Below are 25,176 nucleotides of genomic sequence, written 5' to 3'. Positions count from 1 at the left end.
AGCTTCCCAAGGATCCATATGAGTCACGCTCTCTATCTCGCCGCAGCCGTTCTCTTCCCGTGCCGGCTGGCCCTGTTCCTCGCCTTGCATCTGTTCCCTGGCGGAATCCACCCGGTCGGGGACACGGTCAGCGACTACGCCGCTTCGGCAAACGCCCTGACGCGGGCTCTGTCGCGCCTCTCGGCTTGGGCTGCGGCCCTGGCCTGGGCCGCGTTGGGCCTCGGACTCCTGACCGATAGTGGGCTCGGCGCGCCCCGGTCGACCGTGGGGATCTGGCTCTTTGTTCTCGCACTGGTTCTCGTGGTGATGCCCTGGGTGCCGACGGACGGGCCGGGGGCCGCGAAGACGCTGCGTGGTCGTGTGCACCTTCTGCTGGCCGTGGGATGGTTCACGATCTCCTACTCGACGATCGCTCCGCAGGCCCGGCTGCTGGAGACACAGGGGATGCCCGGCGTCGGGACGGGACTGCAGATACTCCATGTCATCTCCGCCATCTCACTGGCGGCCCTCGTGGTTTCCCTGCTCGTGCGACCGCTGAGATCACGCACCTTCGGCGTGAGTGAACGCGTCTTCATCCTGGCGGTGACGATCGCCCCACTGCTCGCGAGCCTGGGGTTCATGCTGCGGTGAGGGACAGCCTTCCGGCTCGCCGTCGGGCAATTCAGCACGACCAATGGACGAGGGGCCTCCTTCGCTCCCACGCGTCCGAGCAGTGAGGCAAGATAGAGGGGTGACGACAAGCGAGCAGCAGAACACCACCACCCGTTCCACCACGGCCTCCGCCGAAGGCGCCAGTACCGCCGCCGGTGAAGAGGTCATCCCCGCAGGGCAACTGCGGGAGGAGTACCAGCAGCTCATCGACGATGTCCGCCGGTACCGGACGGCGTATTACGTCGAGGATGCTCCGATCGTCTCCGACGCCGAGTTCGATGTTCTGTTCACCCGACTCGAGGAAATCGAGCAACTGCACCCGGAAATCGTCTCCAACGATTCACCCACCCAAGAAGTCGGTGGAGAGGTTTCCGCGGCCTTCTCCCCGGTGGTCCACCTGACGCAGATGTACTCGCTGGAGGATGTGTTCTCCCTCGAAGAGCTCACCGCCTGGCTCGAACGGGCCACCGCCAACGCCGGAACCCGGGCCCCGAACCAAGAACTGCGCTGGCTTTGTGAGGTCAAGATCGACGGGCTCGCGATCAACCTGCTCTACCGTGACGGCAAGCTGCTCCGTGCCGCCACCCGGGGCGACGGCACGACCGGGGAAGACGTCACCCATAACGTGCTGACGATCAAAGACATCCCCACCGAGCTCTCGGGCAGCAACTGGCCCACCGAGGTCGAGATCCGTGGGGAGATCTTCTTCCCCTCACAGAAGTTCCGCGACTATAACGAGGCCCTGCTCGAAGCAGGCAAACCCGAACTGGCGAATCCGCGCAACGCGGCCGCCGGCTCCTTGCGCCAGAAGGACCCGGCAGAAACCGCCAAGCGCCCCCTGGGCATGTTTGTCCACGGGTTCGGGGTCCGTGAAGGCCTCGACGCGGCCTCCCAGTCCGAAACCTACGAACTTCTCAAGGGGTGGGGCCTACCGGTGACCCCGTACTCGAAGGTCGTGGATTCGATCGATGAGGTCCTGGCCTACATCGAGGCCTATGGTGCCGACCGGCACTCACTGGTCCACGATATCGACGGCATCGTCATCAAGGCCGATTCCTTCGCCATCCAACGGGCGTTGGGCTACACCTCCCGGGTACCGCGCTGGTCGGTGGCCTATAAGTATCCGCCCGAGGAGGTCCACACCAAACTGTTGGACATCCGCGTCAACGTCGGACGCACCGGACGAGTCACCCCCTACGGGGTCATGGAACCGGTCAAGGTCGCCGGCTCCACCGTCGAAATGGCCACCCTGCACAACCAGGACGTCGTCAAGGCCAAGGGCGTGCTCATCGGAGACACCATCATCCTGCGCAAGGCAGGTGACGTCATCCCCGAGATTGTCGGCCCGGTCCTTCCCCTGCGCGAGGGCCGGGAAGAGGAACTCCGCGAATTCGTCATGCCCACCGACTGCCCCTCCTGCGGGGAACCGCTGGCCCCGGCGAAGGAAGGCGATATTGACATCCGCTGCCTCAACGCCCAGTCCTGCCCGGCCCAGCTGACCGAGCGAGTGGCCCACCTCGGTGGCCGAGGAGCCTTCGACGTCGAGGCGCTGGGCGAGGAAGCCGCATTAGCACTGACCGTGGGGCCAGGCCCGGATCCCGCCGAACACGGAGGCCTGCCCAAACCTGCAGGACCCGGCCCCATCACGAACGAAGCCCAGATCTTCGACCTGGCCAGCGGCCATGAAGACGACACGCTGCGCGATGCGCTCGCCGAGGTCAAGGTCTGGCGTGAAAAGCGATCCAAGGGCACCGGGACCGGTCACTTCGAACTCGTTCCGTACTTCTGGAGCAAGGGCACCGAGAAGAAGCCATCGGCCCCGACCGCCACTACGAAGAAGCTGTTCGAGGAACTGGAAAAGGCCAAGACGCAGCCGTTGTGGCGCGTGATCGTGGCCCTGTCCATCCGTCATGTGGGGCCCACCGCCTCGCGCGCCCTGGCCACCCACTACGGGTCGATGGAGGCCATCCGCCAGGCCGTCACCGCCGAGGATGCCACCGAAAAGCTGGCCGACGTCGACGGCATCGGGCCGATTATCGCCGAGGCCCTCATCGAATGGTTCGACCTCGACTGGCATCTGGGAATCGTCGATGCGTGGGCCGCCGAAAACGTGCGCATGGTGGACGATTCCCACGGTGAGACTCAGCGCACGCTCGAGGGCCTGACCATCGTGGTCACCGGATCCCTCGAAGGCTTCAGCCGCGACGAGGCCAAGGAGGCCATCATCACCCGTGGCGGCAAGGCCTCGGGATCCGTGTCGAAGAAGACCAGCTACGTCGTCGCCGGTGAAGCGGCAGGCACCAAATTGGAGAAAGCGATCTCCCTCGGGCTGACCGTACTGGACGAGGACGGCTTCCGCGCCCTGCTCGAAAACGGCCCCGTACCCGAAACCACCACCGATGGAGACCCCACATGAGCCAAAACCCCGCAGCCACCGCCGACCTGTTGGCCATCGCCCGCCGTGCCGCGGCCGCCGGTGCCGCCGTCCTGGCCGAACGCCACGGCGTCCATATCGCAGCCGACACCAAATCCGCCGCCGGGGACTGGGTCACCGACTACGATCGACGCGCCGAACAGGCAGTGCGGGCGGTCATCAACGCCGAACGCCCGCATGATGCGATCACCGGCGAGGAATACGGCAGCACCACCCCCGCGGAACCCAGCGCCTACCGCTGGTCCATCGACCCGCTGGATGGTACAGCCAACTTCGTGCGAGGCATCGTCTACTACGCCACCTCGGTGGCCGTCGCCGGCCCCGCACCCGACGGTGGGGAGGGCGCCGTGTGGCTCGCCGGCGTCGTGCAGGCTCCCGCGCTGGGCAGCACCTGGTGGGCCTCCCGCGGAGCGGGTTCCTGGCTGGGCGGCACCGAAACCGGGAACGACGCCGGGGCACGCCGGCTCACCGGCCCCGTGCCCGGAGCCGCGGGGGCCCTGCTGGCCACCGGATTCGGTTACGACGCCGTACGGCGCGACTTCCAGCTCCAAGCGGTGGCCACCCTGTTGCCGGGGTTCGCCAATGTGCGGCGGATCGGCTCGGCTGCCGTGGATTTGTGCATGGTCGCCGACGGCACCCTCGATGCCTACGCCGAATACGGTACCGGTGAACACGACTGGTCCGCCGGGGCGCTCATCGCCGAGGAAGCCGGTTGCCCGGTGTTACGTCCTCCGGCCGATCCGGGCTGGCAGGCAGCTGGCTACATCGACTTCGAGCTGCTTCCCGCGCCACCGGCGGGCTGAGCTGGTTCCCGAGAAAAATCAACCCGGCCGAATGACCAGCATCGACGCCAGCACCACCACGAGCAGGGCGAGGAAGGCGACAGCATGGATGCGGTCAGGCAGCTTGCCGACCAGGCGTTTGGCGGCGAAAATCGTCGGCAGGGACCCGGCCAGCAAACCCGCAGTCGCCAGCAGGTCGATATAGCCCACATGCGCCGTGGGTAGCGGCCCCACGGAAGTGGGCAGCGCGAAAGCGTGGACGACAGCCCCAGTCGATGCAGCAGCGGAACGGTCATGATGGAACCGCCCACCCCCAAGAAGCTGTTGTCGGCCCCGATCAGGGCGCCGAGCCCGATATAGGCGGCGAGCGGATGGAGCATATCGGTCCGCAATCTGCCAGAGCGCCAATGAGCAAAACTGGCTGAAAGGGAATTGACGATCATCACTGCGGTCGACGTCGCTACGGCCACCAACGTTGCCTCACCGGAACCCCCGGAGGCCACGGCAAGTGCATAGACGACAGGGACGATGACGAAGCCGCCGCCAAAGCCAAACAAGACGGTTGTCAGCCCGGTGAGCACTCCGAAGGCGGCGAACACCAGTCAGGACACGACCATCCACCGATCGTAGGGGCCTGGTGGCCGTAGGATCGCTCGACGCCGTGAGGTGGCCGACATTTTCAGGTCCCCGTACCGTGGCGGTGCCGGAATCTGTCAAACTGGGAGGTGATGACTATTGCAACCGCCCGCCTCCCGCTCACCATCCGCCAGGCCACGGAAGCCGACTACCCGGAGATCGGCCGGATCACCGTCGACTCCTACCTTGCGGCGGGACACTTCGATGACCCCGACCACGAGTACCTGCAGTTCGTCCGCCAGGTCGCCGACCGGCACGCGGCAGCCGAGATCCTGGTCGCCGAAAACAACGGGACAGTCATCGGCGCGGTGACCCTGGTTCAGCAGGGGAACCCCTACGCAGATATTGCTGAAGCGGGCGAACTCGAATTCCGAATGCTGGTCGTGGACCCCGCCGTACAGCGTTCGGGGGCCGGGCGGACCATGGTCGAAGCGGTGATCGACCGGGCCCGGCAGCTCGAGGGCGTGGACACGGTCTCGCTGACTACCGGTGGACATTGGGAAGCAGCCAATGCCCTCTACACGGCCATGGGTTTCCAGCGCGCCACCGAACGCGACTGGTTCGTCCCCGATACCGACATCCTGCTCAAGGTCTACATCCTGCCGCTCTAAGACCGACAGCCGGCGCTCCGGCTCATGCAGTAGGGTCGCCTCATGCCCCCCAGCCAGAACCCCCACGCGAGGGAGCTATCTGGGTTTCGTACTCTTGGCCTTCGTCTCGATGGTGGGGGACGGGATGGCACTTTTTGCCCTGACCCTTGCCGCCGCCGATCACCTGGGGTCCTGGGGCGTCACTGCACTATTCCTCACGGGGCTGATCCCGCCGATCCTGGCCGCCCCACTGGTGGGCCGGTTGGTCGATGGCGCGAACCTGCGCAGGATCTGGGTGGCCAGCCTGCTCGCTCACGTCCTGCTGTTCGCCCTCATGACCGTCGTCGATGAGCTGCTCGTTAGCTTGGTGTTGATGTGCGGGACCAGCATCAGCGCGGTGGTCAACGCCTCGGCGATCTTCAAGCTCATTCCCTCCATCAAAGGTTCCCTGCCCTTGGCCCGGGCCAGCAGCCTGATCGTCTCGGCGGGTTCACTGGCAGGCATCCTCGCACCGCCGATCGCTGCCATCGCCTATACCGCGTGGTCCGTCCAGCCCGTGCTGGCGTTGAACGCGTTGGGTTTTACGTTGCTGGCCGTCGGCGCCGGGCTGTTGGTTCCGCGCGATGCCGTGACGGTTGATGTAGAAGAACCGAAAGCCGGAGGGGCCAGATCCGGTGCGCGGGTCCTCTTCACGGACCGACTGCTGGCCATCCTGCTGGTGCCCATGGCCGCCGTCGTGTTGTTCACTTCCGCCGAAGGCGTCGCGGGGGTCTTCTATTTGCGCTCGGTCGCCGATACCGACACCATCTACGCCGTGATGCTGGGGGCCTGGTCGGTGGGTGCCCTGGCTGGTGCCCTGGTCTGCGGAAACCGGTTCCTCGGAGCACGAGTACGGACGCCCGTGCTTCTGGGCGGAGCGCTGATCGGGGCCGCCATCCTGGTGGAGGGGCTGTGGCCCAACGCCCTAGTCATCCTGGCGGTCTTCGTCCTGGGCGGATTCGGCAACGGGATGCACAACGTGGGGGTGCGCAACGCCGTTTATGCCCGGATTCCCGAAGCCCATCACGGGGCCGCCTGGGCCTACCTGACCGTCGTCATCAAAATCATGGTCGGACTGGGCTTCCTGCTGGGAACCCCGGGACTGGTGGTGGACAGTGACCGGTTGATCATCATCGCTGCCGGAATCGGCTCCTTGGGGGCCGTGCTCCTGGCGCTCGTGGGGATGAGCAGAGCGGCCCGGCAACAGGCGACGCCGGTCCTGAACTAGACTGGTGGGGATAACCCACCATCCATGAATTCGGGGAGATACATGCCTGCGATCAGTCGTGAGGAAGTTGCCCATTTGGCGCAGCTGGCCCACCTGGAGATGAGCGAGACCGAGCTGGAGAAAATGGCCGGCGAACTCGGTGTCATCGTCAACGCGATCAAGTCCGTGAGCGAGGCCGCTGGCGACGACGTTCCAGCCACCAGCCACCCGCTACCGCTGACCAACGTGATGCGCGAAGACGTGGTCGGGCAGACGCTGACGCAGGAGGAGGCGCTGCAGAACGCGCCCGACGCCGAAGACGGCCGTTTCAAGGTTCCGGCCATCCTGGAAGGGGAGTAGGGCATGAACGAGATCATCAAACTCTCCGCCGCCGAGCTGGCTGCGAAACTCCGTGACGGATCGGTCACTTCCGTCGAGGCCGTCCAGGCCCATTTGGACCGCATCGCAGCGGTCGACGGAGGAGACCGTGGAGTCCACGCCTTCTTGCACCTGAACGGGGAGGAAGCCCTCGCCGTGGCCGCCGAGGTCGACGCGATTCGCGCCGCAGGCGGAGCCGAGGCCGAGGCGCTGCACCCGCTGGCCGGAGTACCGATCGCCATCAAGGACCTCATTGTCACCAAGGGCCAGCCCACCACCGCGGGGTCGAAGTTCCTTGAGGGCTGGATGAGCCCCTACGACGCCACCGTGATCGAAAAGATCCGTGCCGCCAAGCTGCCGATCCTGGGAAAAACCAACCTCGACGAATTTGCGATGGGTTCCTCCACCGAGCACTCGGCCTTCGGAGACACCCGCAATCCATGGGACCTGGACCGGATCCCCGGCGGTTCCGGCGGTGGCTCGGCCGCTGCGGTGGCCGCCTTCGAAGCACCCCTGGCCCTGGGCACCGACACCGGTGGTTCGATCCGCCAGCCAGGTGCCGTCACCGGCACGGTCGGCGTCAAACCCACCTACGGTGCCGTCTCTCGTTACGGGGCCATCGCGATGGCCTCCTCGCTGGACCAGATCGGCCCGGTGAGCCGCACCGTCCGTGATTCGGCTCTCCTGCACGAGCTCATTGGCGGGCACGACCCCAAGGATTCCACCTCCATCGACGCCCCGGTCCCCGATATGGCGGCGGCCGCCGAACAGGGTGCCACCGGTGACCTGACCGGTGTTCGCGTCGGCGTCATCCGCGAACTGCAGGGGGAGGGCTACCAGGCAGGCGTCCAGTCGCGTTTCGACGAATCCCTGGAAGTGTTGAAGGCTGCCGGCGCCGAGATCGTCGAGGTCTCCTGCCCCAACTTCGAGTACGCGTTGGGTGCCTACTACCTGATCATGCCCTCGGAGGTCTCCTCCAACCTCGCCAAGTTCGACGGCGTCCGCTACGGCAACCGCGTGCTGCCGACCGAGGGGCCGCTGACCATCGAACGGGTGATGGCCTCCACCCGCTCCGCGGGTTTCGGCGACGAGGTCAAGCGCCGCATCATCCTGGGCACCTACGCCCTGTCGGCCGGCTACTACGACGCCTACTACGGTTCAGCGCAGAAGGTCCGCACCCTGATTCAGCGGGACTTCGAAGCAGCCTTCGCCCAGGCGGATGTCCTGGTGTCCCCGACCTCCCCGGTCGTCGCCTTCGAACTGGGTTCTAAGCTGGATGACCCGTTGGCGATGTACCTCAACGACGTCGCCACCATCCCCGCCAACCTGGCCGGCATTCCCGGGATCACGGTCCCCGGTGGACTCTCCGAAGGGCTGCCGGTGGGCATCCAGTTCCTGGCCCCGGCCCATGAGGACGCACGGCTCTACCGTGCCGCCGCGGCCTTGGAGAAACTGCTGGAGGACCGCTGGAATGGCCCGTTGATCAACCAGGCCCCCGAGTTGGCCGAATCCTCCAAGGAAGGTGTCGCCTGAGATGGCCCATGCAACTGAAGAACTCGTCGACTTCGATGAGGCACTGGAACGCTATGACCCGGTACTGGGCTTCGAGGTACACGTCGAGCTGAACACCGCCACCAAGATGTTCTCCGATGCCCCGAACGTCTTCGGCGACGTCCCGAACACCAACGTCACCCCGGTGGACCTGGGTCTGCCCGGCGTGCTGCCGGTGGTCAATAAAAAGGCTGTGGAGTACTCCATCAAGATCGGCCTGGCGTTGAACTGCCAGATCGCCGAATACTGCCGCTTCGCCCGGAAGAACTACTTCTACCCGGACACCCCGAAGAACTTCCAGACCTCGCAGTACGACGAACCCATTGCCTTCGATGGTTACCTGGACCTGGAACTGTCCGACGGGGAGATCTTCCGGGTGGAGATCGAACGCGCGCATATGGAGGAAGACGCCGGCAAGCTCACCCATATGGGTTCCACCGGGCGCATTCAGGGCGCCCAGTCATCGCTGGTCGACTACAACCGTGCCGGGGTGCCGTTGGTGGAGATCGTCACCAAACCGATCACCGGTGCCGGAAAGCGTGCCCCCGAACTGGCCAAGGCCTATGTGGCGGCGATCCGCGAGATCGTGAAGAACCTCGACGTCTCCGACGCCAAAATGGAACGCGGCAACGTCCGCTGCGACGTCAACATTTCGTTGATGCCCCAGGGAACCACCACGTTCGGCACCCGCTCCGAGACCAAGAACGTGAACTCGTTGCGCGCCGTCGAACACGCGATGCGCTTCGAAATCGAACGTCACGCAGCGGTCCTGGATGCCGGCAACCTCGTCGTCCAGGAAACACGCCACTGGCACGAGGACACCCGGACCACGACGTCGGGACGTCCGAAGTCCGACGCCGACGACTACCGCTACTTCCCCGAGCCGGACCTGGTGCCGATCGTGACAACCCGCGAATGGGTTGAGGAATTGCGGGCCCAGCTGCCGGAGCCGCCGGCCGAACGCCGCAAACGTCTGCAGGCCGATTGGGGCTATGCCGACGCCGAATTCCGTGATGTGGTCAATGCCGGATTCCTGGACGCCATCGAGGAGACCATCGCCGCCGGTGCCACTCCAGCCGTGGCCCGCAAATGGTGGATGGGCGAGATCTCCCGGTTGGCTAAGAACGCCGACGTGGAGCCGCTGGAACTCGGGGTCACCCCGGCAACCATCATCGAACTTAACCAGCTGATCGAAGCCAAGAAGATCAACGACAAGATCGCCCGCCAGGTCCTCGAATACGCAGTGGCGGGAGAGGGGACGCCGAGAGAGATCGTCGAGAAGCGTTCGCTGGCCGTCGTCAATGATGATTCAGCACTTGGTGCAGCCATCGACGACGCCATGGCTTCGATGCCCGACGTCGTCGCGAAGATCAAGGATGGCAAGGTCCAGGCCATCGGCGCGCTCATCGGTCCGGTGATGAAGGCCACCCGTGGTCAGGCCGACGCCGGTCGCGTCCGCGAGATCGTCCTGGAGAAACTCGGCGTCGAAGGCTGACCCTCGCCGGGCCCTAGCGGCGCGGACACCGCAGTACCTGGTGAAGGGCGGGCGGAGAATCTTCCGCCCGCCCTTCGCCGTGGGCAGGTGTGTAGCGTGGTTCCATGAGCACCCAGGGAGCAGCGAAACAAACCGGAACCGCCGTTCCCGGCCACGACGTCGAGGTCACCGAGGCGTTGGTTCGTCAGCTGCTGAAGGAACAGCACCCCGACTTGGCGGGCCTGGAGCTCCTGCGGGTGGCCAACGGTTGGGACAACATCGTCTACCGGCTCGGTGGGGAACTGGCAGTACGCCTACCCCGCCGCGCCAGCGCCCATCAGCTGCTGCTGAACGAAGTGAGATGGCTGCCCTTCCTGGCGCCACGGCTGCCGTTGTCGATTCCTGCAGTCATTGGCCGAGGCCACCCGGGTGCCGGCTACCCCTACCACTGGGCCGTGGTGCCCTGGTTCGAGGGGGATTCCGCTGCGGTTCGTTCGGCAGCCGACCGAGACGGCTATGCCTCAGCCCTGGGCCGATTCCTGCGCGCACTTCACGTTCCGGCCCCGGCCGACGCTCCTCGCAATCCTGTGCGTGGGGAGGCGCTGGCAACCCGCGCCGAGGCCTTCACCCGGCGGCTGGCAGCAGCCGACCCACCGCTGGCCGGGCCCTGGCACGAAATCTTTGTCGCCGGGGCGAAAGCCACCGAGTACCATGGCCCGCCACTATGGCTGCACGGGGACCTGCACCCGCATAACGTCGTGACTGCTCTCGGTACGGGACCGGCGGCCATCTCTGCGGTCGTGGATTTCGGGGACATCACCGCGGGGGACCCCGCCTGCGACCTGGCGGCCGCCTGGCTACATTTCACCGCCGCGGGCCGTGACGTCTTCAGGGCCGAACTGCCCTACGACGGGGACACCTGGTTGCGCGCCAGGGGGTGGGCGGTGCACTTCGGGACCATGATGGCCCTGATGCCGGACGGAGAGCCGCTGCGGTCCGTGGGCCGGCATGCGCTGGACCAGTTGGCAGTTGAGGGCTACTGACGTGCATCATGGGAGGGCAACGCATCCCGGCGTGGCCGGCACTGACAGGAGAATACCAGCGGTCATGGCAACCCTAGATCCTGCTGCCGACCCCGCCCTGCGCAACGGTCGCGGACATCGCGGCGATGACCTGCGGCGACTCAATACGGCGGCCGTCATGAAGCATGTCTTCGACCACCCCGGTCTGTCTCGTTCGGAAGTTGCTCTGCAACTGGGGCTCAGTGCCGCGTCGGTCACGAAGATGGTGGCGCAGCTGCTCGAAGCCGGCTTATTGCGGGAGCTGGCACCACTCGTGGGCACGCAGGGGCGCCCACGCGTTCCCCTGCAGATCGACACCGGGACCCCGCTGGTCATGGGCATCCATCTGGGCCCGCGCACCACCGGCGTCGTCCTCATGGATTTAGACGGCAGCGAACATGCCTCGGTACTGGTTCCACACACCGGGATGCCACCGGAAGAATCCATGGATTTGATCGTCGCGGCCGCCGATGAGTTGATTTGTGAGAATACCAGGGGACGGGTCATCATCGGGACGGGGATCGCGACCGGCGGCATCGTGAATCGGGCGGCGGGGATCATCATTGACAACCCCGGAGCCGGTTGGCAGAACGTTGACGTCATGCGCCTGCTCAGCGGCCGGTTGCCCGGGCCGTTGATCCTCGAAAACAATGCCCGTGCCGCGGCACAATCCGAATTGCTCTACGGGCACGGGCAACGAACCAATGACTTCGTGCTGATGGTGGTGACCGCGGATATCGGCTCGGTCATGGTCGACGGCGGAAGGATCAGGTCAGGGTTCAGCCAAACCGCGGGACAGATCGCCCATCTCTCCGTCGACGACGGCACCCGGCCCTGCCCCTGCGGCCGCACCGGATGTTTGGCGGTCATGGCTTCGGACGACGCAGTAGCCGACACCGCCGTGGAACGAGGGCTGCAAGAGAAGCCGAATATCGACGAGATCTTGTTCCAAGCGGCGGAGGGGGAGCCGGGGGCCATTGTCCTGCTGGAGCAACGCAACCGGTGGGTCGGCCGGGCAGCGGCCCAACTCATTGACATCCACGATCCCGAGCTCCTGGTGGTGGTCGGCACCCCAGCCGAATCACCCCTGGTTTTTTCCTCGCTCGTCGATGAAGTGGCCCGGCGGGCACAACTTGGCAAACGGGCCGCCGAACGCGTGGTTCTTTCCACCGACCACGTCTTCTCACTGTCGCTTTTTGCCGCCTCAACACTGGTTGCCGCCGTGCTGGCGGATCCGCTGGGGATCATCGGCCTGGCTGCCCCCGACCCGACAGAGAGCTGAATCGGCGAGTTTTTTCTCCTCGAAACCGTCGGTAACCTTCGCAATTATTTGAAGACCATCCTTGACAGGGTCTGCAGTATCTGATTTATTTTAGAGCGTAAATTAACTGGGTGAAGCGGATCACATCTCTGCGTGCTCCGCCGGACACCACCTAATCAGCTCGATCATCACAGATCATTTGAACGGGAGTGGAGCATGTCGAAGAAGAAGATGTTTGCGCTGGTCGCGGCATCATCAGCAGTGATGCTGATGGCCAGTGGCTGTGCATCCGGTGCGGGGAACGCAGCCGGGGCAGGGGAGGACAGCGCCTTGTCGTTCCAACTCAGCGAACCCAAGTCATTGGTGCCGCATGAGGATCCGGGCAGCCAGGTCGCCATGGCCACCTGCGCGAACCTCATGGAGGTGAACACCGAATCTCAAGAACTGGAGCCTCTGGCCGCGACATCGGTGACCAGCGATGACGCCCAGCGCTGGAAGATCGAACTGCAGGACGGCTGGACGTTCCAGGACGGCGCACCGGTGACTGCCGACTCGTTCGCCAAGGCGTGGAACAAGACGGCCACTGGCTCCAACGCTTGGCAAGGTAATGGCTCCTTCACCGCCTTCGAAGGGTATAAGGATCTGAACCCTGCGGATGGATCCAAACCCAAGGCCACGGAGCTTTCCGGCGTGAAGGTCGTTGACGATCAGCATCTGGAAGTCGCACTCAACGCGCCCAATGCCGACTTCCCCAAGCTTCTGAGCACCTCGGCCCTCTGCCCCCTGCCGGAACAGGCCTTCAGCGATCCGGAGGCCTACGAGGAGAACCCCATTTCCAATGGGCCCTACCAATTCGTCTCCTGGAACCACAACGAAGAAGTCGTGCTGGAAAAATGGGACGACTTCAAGGGGGCCGACGGTTTCTCCGGCGGCGCCGACAAGCTCACCGGGCAGATCTACACGGCGGTGGACGCGGCCTACACCGACATGACGGCCGGCAACCTGGACATGATCCGCAACGTGCCAGCCACGATGGTCTCCAAGGCCAAAAGCCAGCTGGGTGAGGATTCCCTCTACGAGGTTGAAACCGGTTCCAAGCAGTACACCTTGCAGATCCCGGAGTACATCAAGGATCTGCGGGACCCGGATCTGCGCCGGGCCATCTCGATGTCCATTGACCGCGAATCCATCGCCAAGTCCCTGTTGCAGGGCTACGCCACGCCTTCGGACTCACTGGTACCACCGTCGCTGGATTCCTATGAGGAAGGCGCTTGCGACTCATGCACCTTCGACGCCGATGAGGCGAAGAAGCTCCTGGCCAAGGCTGGTGGATTCGACGGAACCCTGGTGATCGAACACAACTCGGCTTCCGACCAGCAGCTGGTGCAGGCCATCGCCAAACAGATCAAGGAAAATCTGGGCATCAAGGTCCAGCTCAAGCCGGTTTTGGGGACCGAGCTGCAGTCGCGTCGGAACAACCAGGAACTCGACGGAGCCGTTTTCGGGCTCTGGGGCTGGTCCTATAAGAGCCCTGACCAGTACCTCAGCCAGTACGAAACGGGCGGCGACGGCAACGAGACCACGGGATACTCCAATAAGGCAGTGGACAAGCTGGTCAGATCCGCACGGGAGTCGCAGAACGAAGCCACGGCAGCTAAGACGTACGCCGAGGCCGAGTCACTGATCGTCAAGGACATGCCGGCCATCCCGCTGTTCATTCCCACCGACTTCGGCTTGCACACCGAATGCGCCGATATGAAGGAAGTCCAGGGGGATCTGCAGTTCTACCGCGCGGGGTACGGCTGCTAGGTAGTGAATCATCCACGGTTCCGATGCGCCGGTGAGCAATAGACACCGGTGCATCGGACCCCGTCCCAGCACTCCCATCACACCGCGAAAGGACCATCCGCATGCTCGGCTACACCATACGCCGCATAGGGCAGATGATTCCGGTGGTCATCGGCGCCACCTTCCTGATCTACGCCTTGACCTTCCTCATGCCCGGAGACCCCATCGCGGCGTTGACCGGCGCCCGCCCCCTGCCCGAATCAACGGTGGCCCAGATTCGTCAGGCCTATCACCTGGATGACCCGTTCCTGGTGCAATACGGAAACTACATGTGGGGCCTGTTGCATGGGAACTTCGGTATTGATTTCTTCGGCCGCCCGGTTTTGGGTCTGATCTTGGAGCGTCTGCCCACGACTTTCGCCCTGGCCCTGACGGCCTGGGTTCTGAAGCTGGTCATCGGTCTGGTCATCGGCGTATACGGCGGGCTGCGGCACGGCCGTGCCGGGGACCACTTCGCCCTGATCTTCACCGTCGTCTTCCTCGGCGTTCCCGGATTCGTGATCGCCTTGGGCGCCCAGACGGTATTCGGTGTCCAATTGGGCTGGGTCGATCCGGCAGGAATCCGCGCCGGGTGGCCCATGGCCTTCATCTTGCCAGCATTGGTGATGGCCTTCGAAGCCGCTGCCGGCTTGGCACGACTGACCCGCACCTCGCTGGTGGGGGTGCTTCGGTCGGAGTACATGCGCACCGCACGGGCCAAGGGCCTTTCCCCACGACGGGTCATCTGGGGCCATGCCCTGCGCAACGCCATGATTCCCGTCGTCACCTATCTTGGACTGAGCCTGGCCGGGATGCTCGGCGGCGCAGTGATCATCGAGGCCATCTTCAACATTCCTGGCATCGGTGGGCTCATGGTGACCTCCATCAACAACAAGGAGGGGACCATCGTCGTGGGCATCGCCACGATGCTCGTGTTGGTGTATCTCCTCTTCAACCTGCTCGTGGATCTGCTCTACGGCGTCATTGATCCGAGGGTACGAGTATGAGCCAGACCACCGAGCCGACCGCTTCCGCCGTTGCCACCGGCGAACCCGAGACCTTTCCGCCACGCCAACGCAAGAAGACGAACCACGGGCCATTATGGCTGAGACCGCGCTTCCTGATTTCCGGAACGATCGTGGTGCTGATGCTGCTCATGGCCGCCTTCCCGCAGCTCTTCGCCGGACTCGGCAGCGACCCCAACGCGAACTGCAACGTGATGGAGACGAACCAAGCGCCCAGTGCCGAACACATTTTCGGCGTCGACATCCAAGGATGCGACTACTACACGAATGTGATCTATGGTGCCCGTGCCTCGATTCTGGTGGGCATCGTGGTCACCGCGATTTCCTTCGTCGTTGCTGCCATCCTCGGAGCCTTGGCCGGCTATTTCGGAGGTTGGGTCGATGTCATCATCTCGCGGGCCTGCGATATGGCCTTTGGCCTTCCCTTCATCCTGGCTGCCATCGTGGTGCTGCAACTGTTCAGCGAACGTACCGTCTGGACGGTGATCTTCGCGCTGGCACTGTTCAACTGGCCAGGTGGCGTCCGGTTCATGCGTTCTTCCGTGATGGAGGTACGCAACCGTGAATACGTTCAGGCATCAATGCTGTTGGGCGCCAGCAAGACCCGGATCATCAAGTCCCACATCATCCCGAACTCGCTGACCCCGCTGTTGGTCCTGCAGACGCTGGGCGTCGGTGGGGTCATTTCGGCCGAAGCGGGGCTGACCTTCATCGGCATCGGCCTCACCCCGCCCTCCGTCTCCTGGGGACTGCAACTGGCTGCCGCACGCGACTACATTTCTGCGGCACCGCACCTGTTGGTCTTCCCGGCGCTGTTCCTGACAGTCACGGTGCTTGGTTTCGTGCTCTTCGGGGAAGCGCTGCGCGATGAATTCGATCCGAAAGGCAAGTAAGTGAGAACGCAACAGAGGCAAGAACCCGGCGTTTCGGAGGACGACGCGCTCCTGCGCGTCAGGGACCTCGACGTCGAATTCGATACGTCCAAGGGCATTGCCACCGCCGTCAGTGGCATGAACTTCACCGTCCAACGCGGTGAGGCGCTGGGCATTCTGGGCGAGTCAGGATCCGGAAAATCTGTCACGGCCCGTGCGGTGATGGGCATTCTGGACATGCCACCGGCCCGGGTCCCCCGCGGAGAGATCCTGCTTGAGGGTGAGGACCTGCTGACGGTCAGTGCCAGACGGCACCGTCAATTGGTCGGATCCCGGGTGTCGATGGTCTTCCAGGATGCCTTGACCGCGCTGAACCCTGTCCACCCGGTCGGACGCCAGATCGGTGAGTTGTATCGGGTACACCGCGGATATTCCCGCAAGGATGCCAAGGCGGCCGCGATTGACATGATGGACCGGGTACGAATCCCGGCCGCTGCCTCGCGGGTGAATGACTATCCCCACCAGTTCTCCGGAGGTATGCGTCAGCGCATCGTCATCGCCATGGCGCTGGCACTGGATCCCGTGCTGCTGATCGCCGATGAGCCCACGACGGCACTGGACGTCACCGTTCAGGCGCAAATCCTCGAACTACTCAAGGAACAACAGGTGGAACGAAACATGGGGTTGATCCTGATCACCCATGACATCTCGGTGGTCAAGGAAGTCACCGATCAAGTGGCTGTGATGTATGCGGGACGGATCGTCGAACATGGTGCCACCGATGAGGTGCTGAGCCACCCGGGCCACCCGTACACCAGCGGGCTACGCGCATCGGTTGCCGGAGAGGAACTGAAGGGTCAACGGCTGCCAGCCATCCCCGGCACACCACCAGATTTGCTGCGCTTGCCCGATGGCTGCTCCTTCGCCAGCCGGTGTTCCTTCGCCACGGACGAATGCCTGGAAGAAATACCGCCGTTGGAATCGGTGGGCGCCGGGCGCCAGAGCGCTTGTTTCCATACCGAGGAGGTCTTGGCCCATGTCACTGCCTGAAGCAACGATCCAGAACGGTACCCCCGAGGCAGGCACCGCACCGCTGATGGAACTGCAGGGGATCAAACAGTACTATCCGGTACACCGACACCTGCCCATCGGACCCCGCAAAATCGTCAAGGCCCTGGACGGGGTGGACCTGGCGGTGCGTCCGGGAGAAACCCTGGGCGTCATCGGGGAATCGGGCTGTGGAAAATCAACGCTGGCCCGGGTCATGTCTGGTCTGGAAAAGCCCACCGAAGGGCGGGTGCTTTTCCGGGGGCAGGACATCAATGAGCTCAAGGGTGCGGAAAAGCGAGATATGCGCCGGAACATCCAACTGATCTTCCAGGACCCGTATTCCTCGCTCAACCCGCGCATGACCGTTGAAGAGCTGGTCGGCGAGCCGTTCGCCATCCATTCCGAAATTGCGCCCCGCGCCGGACGGCGGAGCAAGATCCGTGAACTCTTGGAACTGGTCGGTTTGAACCCCGATCATGCGGACCGGTATCCACATAATTTCTCCGGCGGACAGCAACAACGCATCGGCATTGCCCGTGGGATCGCGCTGAACCCCCAGATGCTCATCTGCGATGAACCGGTCTCGGCGCTAGACGTCTCAGTCCGTGCCCAGATCGTGAATCTGCTCGATACATTGCAACACGAGTTGGGCCTGAGCTACCTTTTCATCGCCCATGACCTGCAAATCGTCAGGCATATCTCCGACCGAGTCGCGACCATGTATCTGGGCAAGGTCGTCGAACTGGGCAACTACGACGACGTATATGACCACACGGGCCACCCATATACCCAGGCGCTCCTCTCCGCGGCACCCGAACTCCGCAAAAATGACGGGACGGACCGCGAACGCATCGTGTTGCAGGGGGATCCGCCGTCGCCGATCGACCCGCCGTCGGGGTGCCGGTTCCATACGCGGTGTCCACTGGCCCAGGAGATATGCGTCACGAAGGAACCAGAGCCCGTCGAAATTGCCGGTACACATGAGGCACGATGCCATTTCGCAGAAACGGTGTCGGAACGGTGAAGGCCTCCGGTGGCGCCCGCGGTGACATTTTTATCAATAGTTAAGGAGTTAGATTCGTGGATCTCAAAGTAGGGGTCGTCGGTTTCGGCCTGCGCTCAGGACTTTTCCGGCATGCCCACCGCCCTGGTGAGGGATCGGTGGTCACCATGGTGTGCGATACCAGCGAACGGGGCCGCGCCGATGCGGCTGCCAAGCTGCCCGAAGCCACCGTGACCGCCGACCTCGATCTCTTATTGACTGCGGGGCTGGACGCAGTTCTGGTCCTCACCCCGGATCATCAACATGCAGCGGTGGCTACACGCACTCTCGAAGCAGGGATCCCCACCTTTTGTGAGAAGCCGTTGGACGTCACGCTCGAAGCTGTGGATGCCCTCCTCGAAACGGCTTTCCGGACCGGGACCAAACTGTATGTCGGACACAACATGCGCCATATGCCGGTGATTCGCCAGATGCGGGAGATCATCCAGGCGGGAACCATAGGAGAGGTCAAGGCCGTCTGGTGCCGGCACTTCGTCGGCAACGGCGGCGACTACTACTTCAAGGACTGGCATGCCGAACGGGCCAACACCACCGGCCTGCTGCTGCAAAAGGGAGCACACGACATCGATGTCATCCATTGGCTGGCCGATGCCTATACTCAGCAGGTTTCCGCGGTCGGCACCCTGGCCGTGTATGGCGACGTCGCCTCACGAAGGGATAATTCCGATCGGCGGATGGGGGACTGGTTCTCGTTGGAGAACTGGCCGCCGTCCGAACAGCAGGATCTGAACCCGGTCATCGATGTGGAAGATATCTCGATGATGAACATGGTGCTGGGCAACGGCGTGCTGGCGTCCTACCAACAGTGTCATTTCACACCCGACTATTGGCGCAACTACACAGTGATCGGCACGAACGGACGCTTGGAGAACGTCGGGGATCACGCGGGAGACCGGATCAAGGTGTGGACCAGCAGGACCCAAGGCGGCTATGTCGAGGCCGACCATGAGGTGGTCATCGCCGACGCCGATGGCGGGCATGGCGGAGCGGACCCGTTGCTGATCGGGGAGTTCCTGCGTTTCGCTAGCCAGGGCGGCCCGACGGAAACCTCCCCGGTGGCCGCCCGGGCTGCCGTGGCTGCTGGAGTCCTGGCCACCGAATCCTTACGTGGAGACGGGGGAGCACGGCAGGTTCCGCCGCTGGATGCCGAAGTGTTGAGCTATTTCGCTGCCGACCAGGAGCGGGTTGCCGGCGAATAAATACCCCCTGTGAAGGAGGCCGCATCTGTTCTAGGCTGGGAAACCGGACGAAAGGAGCACGACATGAAGAAGATCCTCATGGTCCTGACTAGCGTTTCCGAACTCGGCGATACCGGTGAGAAAACCGGATACAACGTCGCCGAGGCCGCGCATCCCTGGAAGGTGTTCGCCGATTCCGGTCACATCGTGGACTTCGCGTCCATCCAGGGCGGGCAGCCCCCGCAGGACGTGGTCGATCGGGAAGACCCCATCCAAGTGGCCTTCACCGAAAGTGAGACCACCCGTGCTGGCTTGTACAACACGGCACGGGTCGCGGTGGTCGATCCTGAACAGTACGACGGCGTCTACCTCGTGGGCGGCCACGGCACCATGTGGGACTTCCCCGACAGTGAAGGCCTGCAGAAGCTGGTGGCCGGTGTCTACGATGCCGGCGGCGTCGTCGGTGCCGTCTGCCACGGACCGGCCGGCCTGGTGAACGTTGAATTGGCCGACGGCTTCCGCCTGGTCTCGGGGCGCAAGGTGGCGGCCTTCACCAATGACGAGGAAGTCGCCGCCGGCAAGGACAAGGTCATCCCGTTCTTCCTCGCCGACCGGCTCGAAGAACAAGGGGCAACCCACGTTCAGGCCGACGTCTTCGAAGAGAAGGTCGTGGTGGACGACCGCCTGGTCACCGGCCAAAACCCGGCGTCGGCCGGCGGCGTGGCCAAGGAGATGGAAAAACTCCTGGCCGAGGTCATCCACCAGGAAAAGGCGGAAGAGGAATCCGAAGCCCAGGCGCTGCGCGAAGCCAAGGACGCGGAGAAAGCCGCCGAGAAGGCCGCCGCCGAGGAAACCGGGCACTGACACCTCGAGCTGACCTTGGGCTCTTGAAGTCGTGACCATCCGACATGGGGCGATGGCCCTCACACCCGCCGGTGTGAGGGCCATTGCCGGTTCTGCAGGCTGCGTCACTTCCGGCGAGGAGGGCGCAGGAGAATGACGGCTGTTCCCAGAAGCGTGGTGAGGACGGCCAGTGAGGATGTGAGCCACGCCTGGTACGGCTCGTGCGCACCGAATAGCGCGGGAATCGTCAAGATGAGGACCGCTGCTGCCAAGGCGAATGTGAGGATAGCTCCCGGGAACAACCAGATGATTTTATGGTTCACGGCGGCTCCTCCGAATCAGCTGGGAATGCCAAAGCTGCGCAGCATGGATTTGAGACAGATACCAGGGTCTCGATGTCAGGGCGAACGTACCATGGCCAGAAGGCCGTCATCCTCGGAAATATGAACCGGGACCGGATGAGGGTGCCTTCGACGATTAATGATCCTGCGTCGCTGCGGCGCGTTCGGCCATGGTCTGGCGCAGGGCGTCGGCAACCCGCCTCACCGAGAGCCTTCGCAGCGACTCGGGGCGGGCCAAAAGATCGATGCGCCGCCGGTTGGCGATCCCCTCCAAGGGCAGCAACACCACCCCGTCACCCACCGAGGCGCCAGCCGTGTAACGGGGAATGACCCCCAGGACATTTCCGGTACCGACCAATTCGGCGACGGTGGCGTAGTCGTTGATCCGGTGGACGATTTCGGGGGCACCGCCGGAGACGGCGGCGATGGCTCCCAGGATGTCTGCGGGGGAGTACCCCTCGCGGCTGACCGCCCACCGTTCACCGAGCAGGTCGGAGGGGGTCACTGCCAGATGCCCTGCCAGCCGGTGGCCGATGGGCACGGCGATATCCAGCGGCTCATGGGCCAGAGGCACCACGGAAACCTGTCGTTCGGACCAGGGCGGGGTGTGGTCCATCCGGTGGGCCAGGACCAGATCATAGCGGGAAGTCAGCGCCGGGAAGTCGTCTTGGGCGACGTCCTCGTCGGAGAAGAGCAATTGGGGTCCCTGCGCCGCCTTCAACCGGGCCAACAACGGAGCGAAAAGGGACTGCCCAACCGAGTGGAAGCCAGCGAGCGTGACCGATGCAGCGGCGTCGTTCTGGTAGTTCCCGATGGCTGCCCGGGCATCAGCCATCGAAGAGATGACGGCGGCCCCGGCGTTGGCCAGAATCCTACCGGCCTCCGTGAGGACCAAGGTCCTGCCTTCCTTGCGGGTGAGTGGGACGTCGACGCCGCGTTGAAGCAGGGCCAATTGTTGGGACACCGCAGAGGGGGTCACGAACATCGACGTCGCAACGGCACGGACACTGCCGAGATCGCCGAGCTCGCGGAGAATCTGCAACTGATGAACTTCCATTAGCTCATCCTAAATCGTCGCTTCAGATAATGGCACATGTTCTTAACCGTTGAAGTCGTCATCCCGGTGTCAGACTGGGGACAGAGGCGGTATTTGGTTGCCGCACCACGGACGTAGCCAGTAAGGATCCCATGAAGGCACTGTATAAATCCGGTCCGCACGAGGGCCTGGAGCTTGTTGATCGCCCCGAACCCGTCACCGGCCCGCATGAGGTTAAAATCCGTGTGGAGACCGCTGGTATCTGCGGCACCGACCTGCATATCTTGGCCTATGACGAAGCAGCACGTTCCATGATCGAGGCCCCGCTGATCCCGGGCCACGAGTTCTACGGCGAGGTCGTTGAGGTCGGGGAACTGGCGACCCACGTCCAGCTGGGCGATAAGGTCTCCGGCGAGGGGCATGTGGTCTGTGGGATGTGCCGCAACTGCCGCGCCGGTCGGCGGCAGATGTGCATCAACACCGTCTCCGTCGGCGTCCAGCGCGACGGGGCCTTCGCCGAATACGTGGTGATCCCCGAAACCAACGCCTGGGTCCACCGCGACGAATCCATCACCCCCGAACTCGGAGCCATCTTCGATCCCTTCGGCAACGCCGTCCACACGGCGTTGGCCTATCCGCTGGTGGGTGAAGACGTGCTGATCACCGGGGCCGGGCCGATTGGGCTCATGGCCGCCGAAGTCGTCCGCCATGCCGGGGCCCGCAAGATCGTCATCACCGACATCTCTGCCGCCCGGCTCGACCTCGCCCGCAGCATGGGCATCGACCTGGCCGTGGACGTCTCAGCCAACCGGATCCGCGAGGCACAGCAGGAAATGGGCATGGTTGAAGGGTTTGATATCGGCCTGGAAATGTCGGGTCACGCCACCGCGCTGCCGGAGATGATCGACAACATGAACCATGGCGGCAAGATTGCCATGCTCGGCCTGCCCAGCAGCAGCATCGACATCAACTGGGGCAAGGTCGTCACCCATATGCTCACCCTCAAGGGCATCTACGGTCGAGAAATGTACGAGACCTGGTACGCCATGTCCGCCATGCTTGGTTCCAACGCCCAACTGCGCGAGCGGATCTCCTCCATCGTCACCGACCGGCTCCCGGCCACCGAATGGGAAGCCGGCTTCGAAGCCGCACGCGCCGGCCAAGGCGGAAAAGTCATTCTCGACTGGACCGTGTTCAACTAATCGTCCGTTCCGAAAGGAAGAACCATGTACTCCACCCTGAAGGACCAGCTCACTGCGGAACTGGCGGAAATCAGTGATGCCGGAACGTTCAAACATGAGCGCCGAATCGACTCCGCCCAGTCCAGCCACATCGCCGCCGGCGCCCTCGGCCAGCCGGCCCGCGCCGTCCTGAACTTCTGCGCCAATAACTACCTCGGCCTGGCCGATGACCCGCGGCTCATCGAGGCCGCCAAGACCGCCCTGGATGAACGCGGCCTCGGCATGGCCTCCGTGCGTTTCATCTGCGGCACCCAGGACCTGCACCTCGAGCTCGAACGCAAGGTTTCTGCCTTCCTCGGCACCGAGGACACCATCTTGTTCTCCAGCTGCTTCGACGCCAACGGGGGAGTGTTCGAATCCCTCTTCGGCCCCGAAGATGCGGTGATCTCCGATGCGCTGAACCACGCCTCGATCATCGACGGGATCCGTTTGTCCAAGGCCAAACGCTTCCGCTACGCCAACCAGGATATGGGCGACCTGCGTGCCCAGCTCATCGAAGCGGCGGCCATGAACGATGGTGCCGGCCCCCGCCGTTCGGTCATCGTCACCGACGGTGTCTTCTCCATGGACGGCTTCCTGGCCCCGCTGAACGAGATCTGCGACCTAGCCGACGAATTCGGTGCCCTGGTGATGGTGGATGATTCCCATGCCGTCGGCTTCATGGGTGCCACCGGCGCCGGAACCCCGGAACATGCAGGAGTGTCCGAGCGGGTCGATATTTATACCGGAACCTTCGGCAAGGCGCTGGGCGGTGCCTCCGGCGGCTACGTTTCGGGTCGCTCGGAAATCGTGGCGATGCTGCGACAGAAGGCCAGGCCATACCTGTTCTCCAATTCCTTGGCACCGGCCATCGTCGCCGCGACGCTGAAGGCCCTGGAACTGGTCGTGGATTCCGTGGAACTGCGTACCCGGCTCTTCGAAAACGCGGCCCTGTTCCGTCGGCGGATGACCGAAGAGGGCTTCGAACTGCTCGATGGAGAACACGCGATCATCCCGGTGATGTTCGGTGATGCAGCCAAGGCGGCAGCGGTGGCCGACACGATGCTCGAACACGGGGTGTACGTCACCGCGTTCAGCTTCCCGGTGGTTCCCCGCGACGCCGCACGCATCCGCGTCCAGCTTTCGGCAGCCCACTCAGCCGAGGACGTCGAGGCCTGCGTGCAGGCGTTCATCGCCGCCCGGTAGCCGGAGCAGTACATGGGTGAAAAAAGGGGCCGATCCGCCATCGCGGATCGGCCCCTTGCCTGCTGTGGGTAAGGGACGAAACGGGCGTGGGTGCGACCATGGACTGTCAGCGGCCACCGGAGGGCGCCCGCCAAGAGGATGCAGGAGGACGGGCGCGGCAGTTGCGCGACTCCGCTCCGGAAAGGGCGGCTGCCCTGCGCAATATCCGCGGGCAGATCGATCGGGGAGGGATGTACCGCTAGGTCGACGCGCCGGCCGGGGCCAGGACCCACTCTCAGGTGGTTTCTGAATCGGTGTCGTGTTCGTCGGCCGGGGGATCCCCGGTGGCTGCCTCGACGATGTCGGAGGCCTCTGCGGCATGCTGGGACCAGGTCTTCAACACGGTCCAGCCCACGGCGGTCAGCGGCACCGCGAGCAGCGCCCCCACGATGCCGGCCAGTACCGCCCCGGCGGCCAGCGCCAACAGGATCACTAGCCCATGGATATGGAGCACCCGCCCCATGAGCAGGGGTTGGAGCAGGTGGTGTTCGAGCTGATTCGCCCCGATCAGAACGGCCAGGACAATGAGGGCAGAGACCGGGCCATTGGAGACCAGAGCGACCAGGACGGCCAATGTGCCGGCGAGGGTGGCTCCGATAATGGGAACGAAACCACCCAAGAAGACGAAGACGCCCAATGGCAGGGCCAATGGCACCCTGAGGATGACCAGGGCGACGCCGACGATCAGGCCGTCGATGGCCGCGATCATCGCCGTTCCGCGGACATAACCGCCCAGCACCACGGCACTGTGTTCGGCGGCGAGGTAGGCCCTGGCGCGTTGGCCTTCCGGAAGGAATCCGATGAGGAAGCCGCGGATTTTCTCTCCGTCCTTGAGGAAGAAGAACAAGATCACGGCAACGAGAACCACTCCTGCCACGGTTTCCCCGGCAACCCGCAGCCCGGAGATGGCCTCGGTGCTGAACGTCCCGCTGGAGAGGAACCCCCGGAGTTTGTCCCCGGCGGCGTTGATTTGCTGGTTGCTGAGGGCAAAGGGGCCGGTGACGAGAAACCCGTGAAGTTGTTCGACGCCGTCCACCGCACGGCTGGCCAGTTCGGCGGACTGGTGCTGGATCAACGTGACGATGCCCGTGACGACGCCGCCCATCACCGCCATGATCGTGACCAGGCAGGTCAGCACCGCCAGGATGGGTGGCCAGCGGTGTCCGATGAGCCAGCGCACCAGCGGTGCGATGGCCGAGGCCAGAATCAAGGCAATCAAAACAGGAATCAAGACCAATGGCACCCGCGTTGCCGCCCAGATGAGTACGACGGCTAAAAGGATGACCAGCAGTGTCTGGGCGGAACGGATACTGGCCCGGCCCAAGGCATCTGCCCACGGGTCTGCTGCCCCCTGGCCGGAGCCGAAAGGCCCCTGAAGTTTCCGATTGCTCTGCTGTGCAGCCATGCTGGTT

General features: G+C 64.0%; 23 protein-coding genes and 1 pseudogene. 19 read left to right on the top strand and 5 right to left on the bottom strand.

The features are described 5' to 3' along the window. Window positions 1-18 precede the first annotated feature (18 nt). From FM101_RS02275 to FM101_RS02265, 3 genes are read left to right on the top strand one after another with little or no spacing between them, the layout of a single operon-like run. Window positions 19-630, top strand: a complete 612-nt coding sequence (locus FM101_RS02275; protein WP_086994848.1) for a DUF998 domain-containing protein — start codon at window positions 19-21, stop codon at window positions 628-630. Window positions 631-673: 43 nt separating this feature from the next. Continuing rightward, complete coding sequence (ligA, locus tag FM101_RS02270; protein ID WP_086994845.1) at window positions 674-3,067, top strand: NAD-dependent DNA ligase LigA; 2,394 nt, start codon at window positions 674-676, stop codon at window positions 3,065-3,067. Further along, a complete protein-coding gene (locus FM101_RS02265) occupies window positions 3,064-3,888 on the top strand; it encodes an inositol monophosphatase family protein (RefSeq protein ID WP_086994842.1) in 825 nt (274 codons plus the stop codon). The genes ligA and FM101_RS02265 overlap by 4 nt, the downstream gene beginning before the upstream one ends. Window positions 3,889-3,906: 18 nt before the next feature. On the opposite strand, the gene FM101_RS15905 is transcribed toward FM101_RS02265, so the two are convergent. After that, window positions 3,907-4,101 carry a hypothetical protein gene (locus FM101_RS15905; protein WP_245806600.1) on the bottom strand — a complete coding sequence of 65 codons (195 nt, stop codon included), beginning with the start codon at window positions 4,099-4,101 and terminating at the stop codon, window positions 3,907-3,909. Between the two features lie 107 nt (window positions 4,102-4,208). Next, window positions 4,209-4,448, bottom strand: a pseudogene (locus tag FM101_RS16170) (TSUP family transporter); the annotation flags it as partial. A 147-nt stretch (window positions 4,449-4,595) separates the two neighbouring features. On the opposite strand from FM101_RS16170, the gene FM101_RS02255 reads away from it, so the two are divergent. The 14 genes from FM101_RS02255 (at window position 4,596) to FM101_RS02190 (ending at window position 19,943) form a co-directional block, all read left to right on the top strand. Further along, window positions 4,596-5,114 carry a GNAT family N-acetyltransferase gene (locus FM101_RS02255; RefSeq protein WP_086994840.1) on the top strand — a complete coding sequence of 173 codons (519 nt, stop codon included), beginning with the start codon at window positions 4,596-4,598 and terminating at the stop codon, window positions 5,112-5,114. After that, on the top strand, window positions 5,014-6,360 hold the full coding sequence (locus FM101_RS02250) for an MFS transporter (RefSeq protein WP_086994837.1): 1,347 nt from the start codon (window positions 5,014-5,016) through the stop codon (window positions 6,358-6,360). The genes FM101_RS02255 and FM101_RS02250 overlap by 101 nt, the downstream gene beginning before the upstream one ends. Window positions 6,361-6,402: 42 nt before the next feature. Further along, window positions 6,403-6,699 (top strand): Asp-tRNA(Asn)/Glu-tRNA(Gln) amidotransferase subunit GatC, encoded by a 297-nt coding sequence (gene gatC, locus FM101_RS02245; protein WP_086994834.1) that lies wholly within the window; start codon window positions 6,403-6,405, stop codon window positions 6,697-6,699. 3 nt (window positions 6,700-6,702) lie between these two features. Next, window positions 6,703-8,250 (top strand): Asp-tRNA(Asn)/Glu-tRNA(Gln) amidotransferase subunit GatA, encoded by a 1,548-nt coding sequence (gatA, locus tag FM101_RS02240; RefSeq protein WP_086994832.1) that lies wholly within the window; start codon window positions 6,703-6,705, stop codon window positions 8,248-8,250. Between the two features lies 1 nt (window position 8,251). Next, a complete protein-coding gene (gene gatB, locus FM101_RS02235) occupies window positions 8,252-9,763 on the top strand; it encodes an Asp-tRNA(Asn)/Glu-tRNA(Gln) amidotransferase subunit GatB (RefSeq protein WP_086994829.1) in 1,512 nt (503 codons plus the stop codon). 104 nt (window positions 9,764-9,867) lie between these two features. Continuing rightward, window positions 9,868-10,785, top strand: a complete 918-nt coding sequence (locus tag FM101_RS02230; protein WP_086994826.1) for an aminoglycoside phosphotransferase family protein — start codon at window positions 9,868-9,870, stop codon at window positions 10,783-10,785. Between the two features lie 64 nt (window positions 10,786-10,849). After that, window positions 10,850-12,085, top strand: coding sequence for an ROK family transcriptional regulator (locus FM101_RS02225; protein WP_179204205.1), 1,236 nt, complete (start codon window positions 10,850-10,852; stop codon window positions 12,083-12,085). Window positions 12,086-12,280: 195 nt separating this feature from the next. Continuing rightward, the gene (locus FM101_RS02220) at window positions 12,281-13,873 is read left to right on the top strand and encodes a peptide ABC transporter substrate-binding protein (protein ID WP_086994821.1); all 1,593 of its coding nucleotides are present in this window, start codon (window positions 12,281-12,283) and stop codon (window positions 13,871-13,873) included. A gap of 101 nt (window positions 13,874-13,974) precedes the next feature. After that, a complete protein-coding gene (locus FM101_RS02215; protein ID WP_086994818.1) occupies window positions 13,975-14,898 on the top strand; it encodes an ABC transporter permease in 924 nt (307 codons plus the stop codon). Continuing rightward, window positions 14,895-15,809 carry an ABC transporter permease gene (locus FM101_RS02210; protein WP_086994815.1) on the top strand — a complete coding sequence of 305 codons (915 nt, stop codon included), beginning with the start codon at window positions 14,895-14,897 and terminating at the stop codon, window positions 15,807-15,809. Before FM101_RS02215 ends, FM101_RS02210 begins: the two co-directional genes overlap by 4 nt. Beyond that, window positions 15,810-16,838, top strand: a complete 1,029-nt coding sequence (locus FM101_RS02205) for an ABC transporter ATP-binding protein (protein WP_245806599.1) — start codon at window positions 15,810-15,812, stop codon at window positions 16,836-16,838. Beyond that, on the top strand, window positions 16,825-17,862 hold the full coding sequence (locus tag FM101_RS02200) for an ABC transporter ATP-binding protein (protein ID WP_086994812.1): 1,038 nt from the start codon (window positions 16,825-16,827) through the stop codon (window positions 17,860-17,862). The genes FM101_RS02205 and FM101_RS02200 overlap by 14 nt, the downstream gene beginning before the upstream one ends. A 56-nt stretch (window positions 17,863-17,918) precedes the next feature. Next, window positions 17,919-19,100 (top strand): Gfo/Idh/MocA family protein, encoded by a 1,182-nt coding sequence (locus FM101_RS02195; protein WP_086994809.1) that lies wholly within the window; start codon window positions 17,919-17,921, stop codon window positions 19,098-19,100. Window positions 19,101-19,163: 63 nt separating this feature from the next. Beyond that, a complete protein-coding gene (locus FM101_RS02190) occupies window positions 19,164-19,943 on the top strand; it encodes a type 1 glutamine amidotransferase domain-containing protein (RefSeq protein ID WP_086994806.1) in 780 nt (259 codons plus the stop codon). A 104-nt stretch (window positions 19,944-20,047) separates the two neighbouring features. On the opposite strand, the gene FM101_RS02185 is transcribed toward FM101_RS02190, so the two are convergent. Then, window positions 20,048-20,245, bottom strand: a complete 198-nt coding sequence (locus tag FM101_RS02185) for a hypothetical protein (protein WP_086994803.1) — start codon at window positions 20,243-20,245, stop codon at window positions 20,048-20,050. 154 nt (window positions 20,246-20,399) lie between these two features. Further along, entirely contained in the window at window positions 20,400-21,320 is a 921-nt protein-coding gene (locus FM101_RS02180) for a LysR family transcriptional regulator (protein ID WP_086994800.1), read from the bottom strand. Window positions 21,321-21,451: 131 nt separating this feature from the next. Between FM101_RS02180 and tdh the strand changes: the two genes are divergently transcribed. After that, window positions 21,452-22,501, top strand: a complete 1,050-nt coding sequence (tdh, locus tag FM101_RS02175; RefSeq protein WP_086994797.1) for an L-threonine 3-dehydrogenase — start codon at window positions 21,452-21,454, stop codon at window positions 22,499-22,501. A 24-nt stretch (window positions 22,502-22,525) separates the two neighbouring features. Continuing rightward, entirely contained in the window at window positions 22,526-23,725 is a 1,200-nt protein-coding gene (locus tag FM101_RS02170; RefSeq protein ID WP_086994794.1) for a glycine C-acetyltransferase, read from the top strand. Window positions 23,726-23,999: 274 nt separating this feature from the next. Here the strand turns inward: FM101_RS02170 and FM101_RS02165 are convergent, their stop codons facing one another. Next, a complete protein-coding gene (locus FM101_RS02165) occupies window positions 24,000-25,169 on the bottom strand; it encodes an AI-2E family transporter (RefSeq protein ID WP_086994791.1) in 1,170 nt (389 codons plus the stop codon). Between the last annotated feature and the right edge of the window lie 7 nt (window positions 25,170-25,176).

This window comes from Arthrobacter rhombi (genome assembly GCF_900163545.1).
In the GTDB taxonomy this organism is placed as follows: domain Bacteria; phylum Actinomycetota; class Actinomycetes; order Actinomycetales; family Micrococcaceae; genus Arthrobacter_H; species Arthrobacter_H rhombi_A.
Note: the sequence above shows the minus strand (reverse complement) of the source record. Positions and strands in the feature narration are given on the sequence as shown.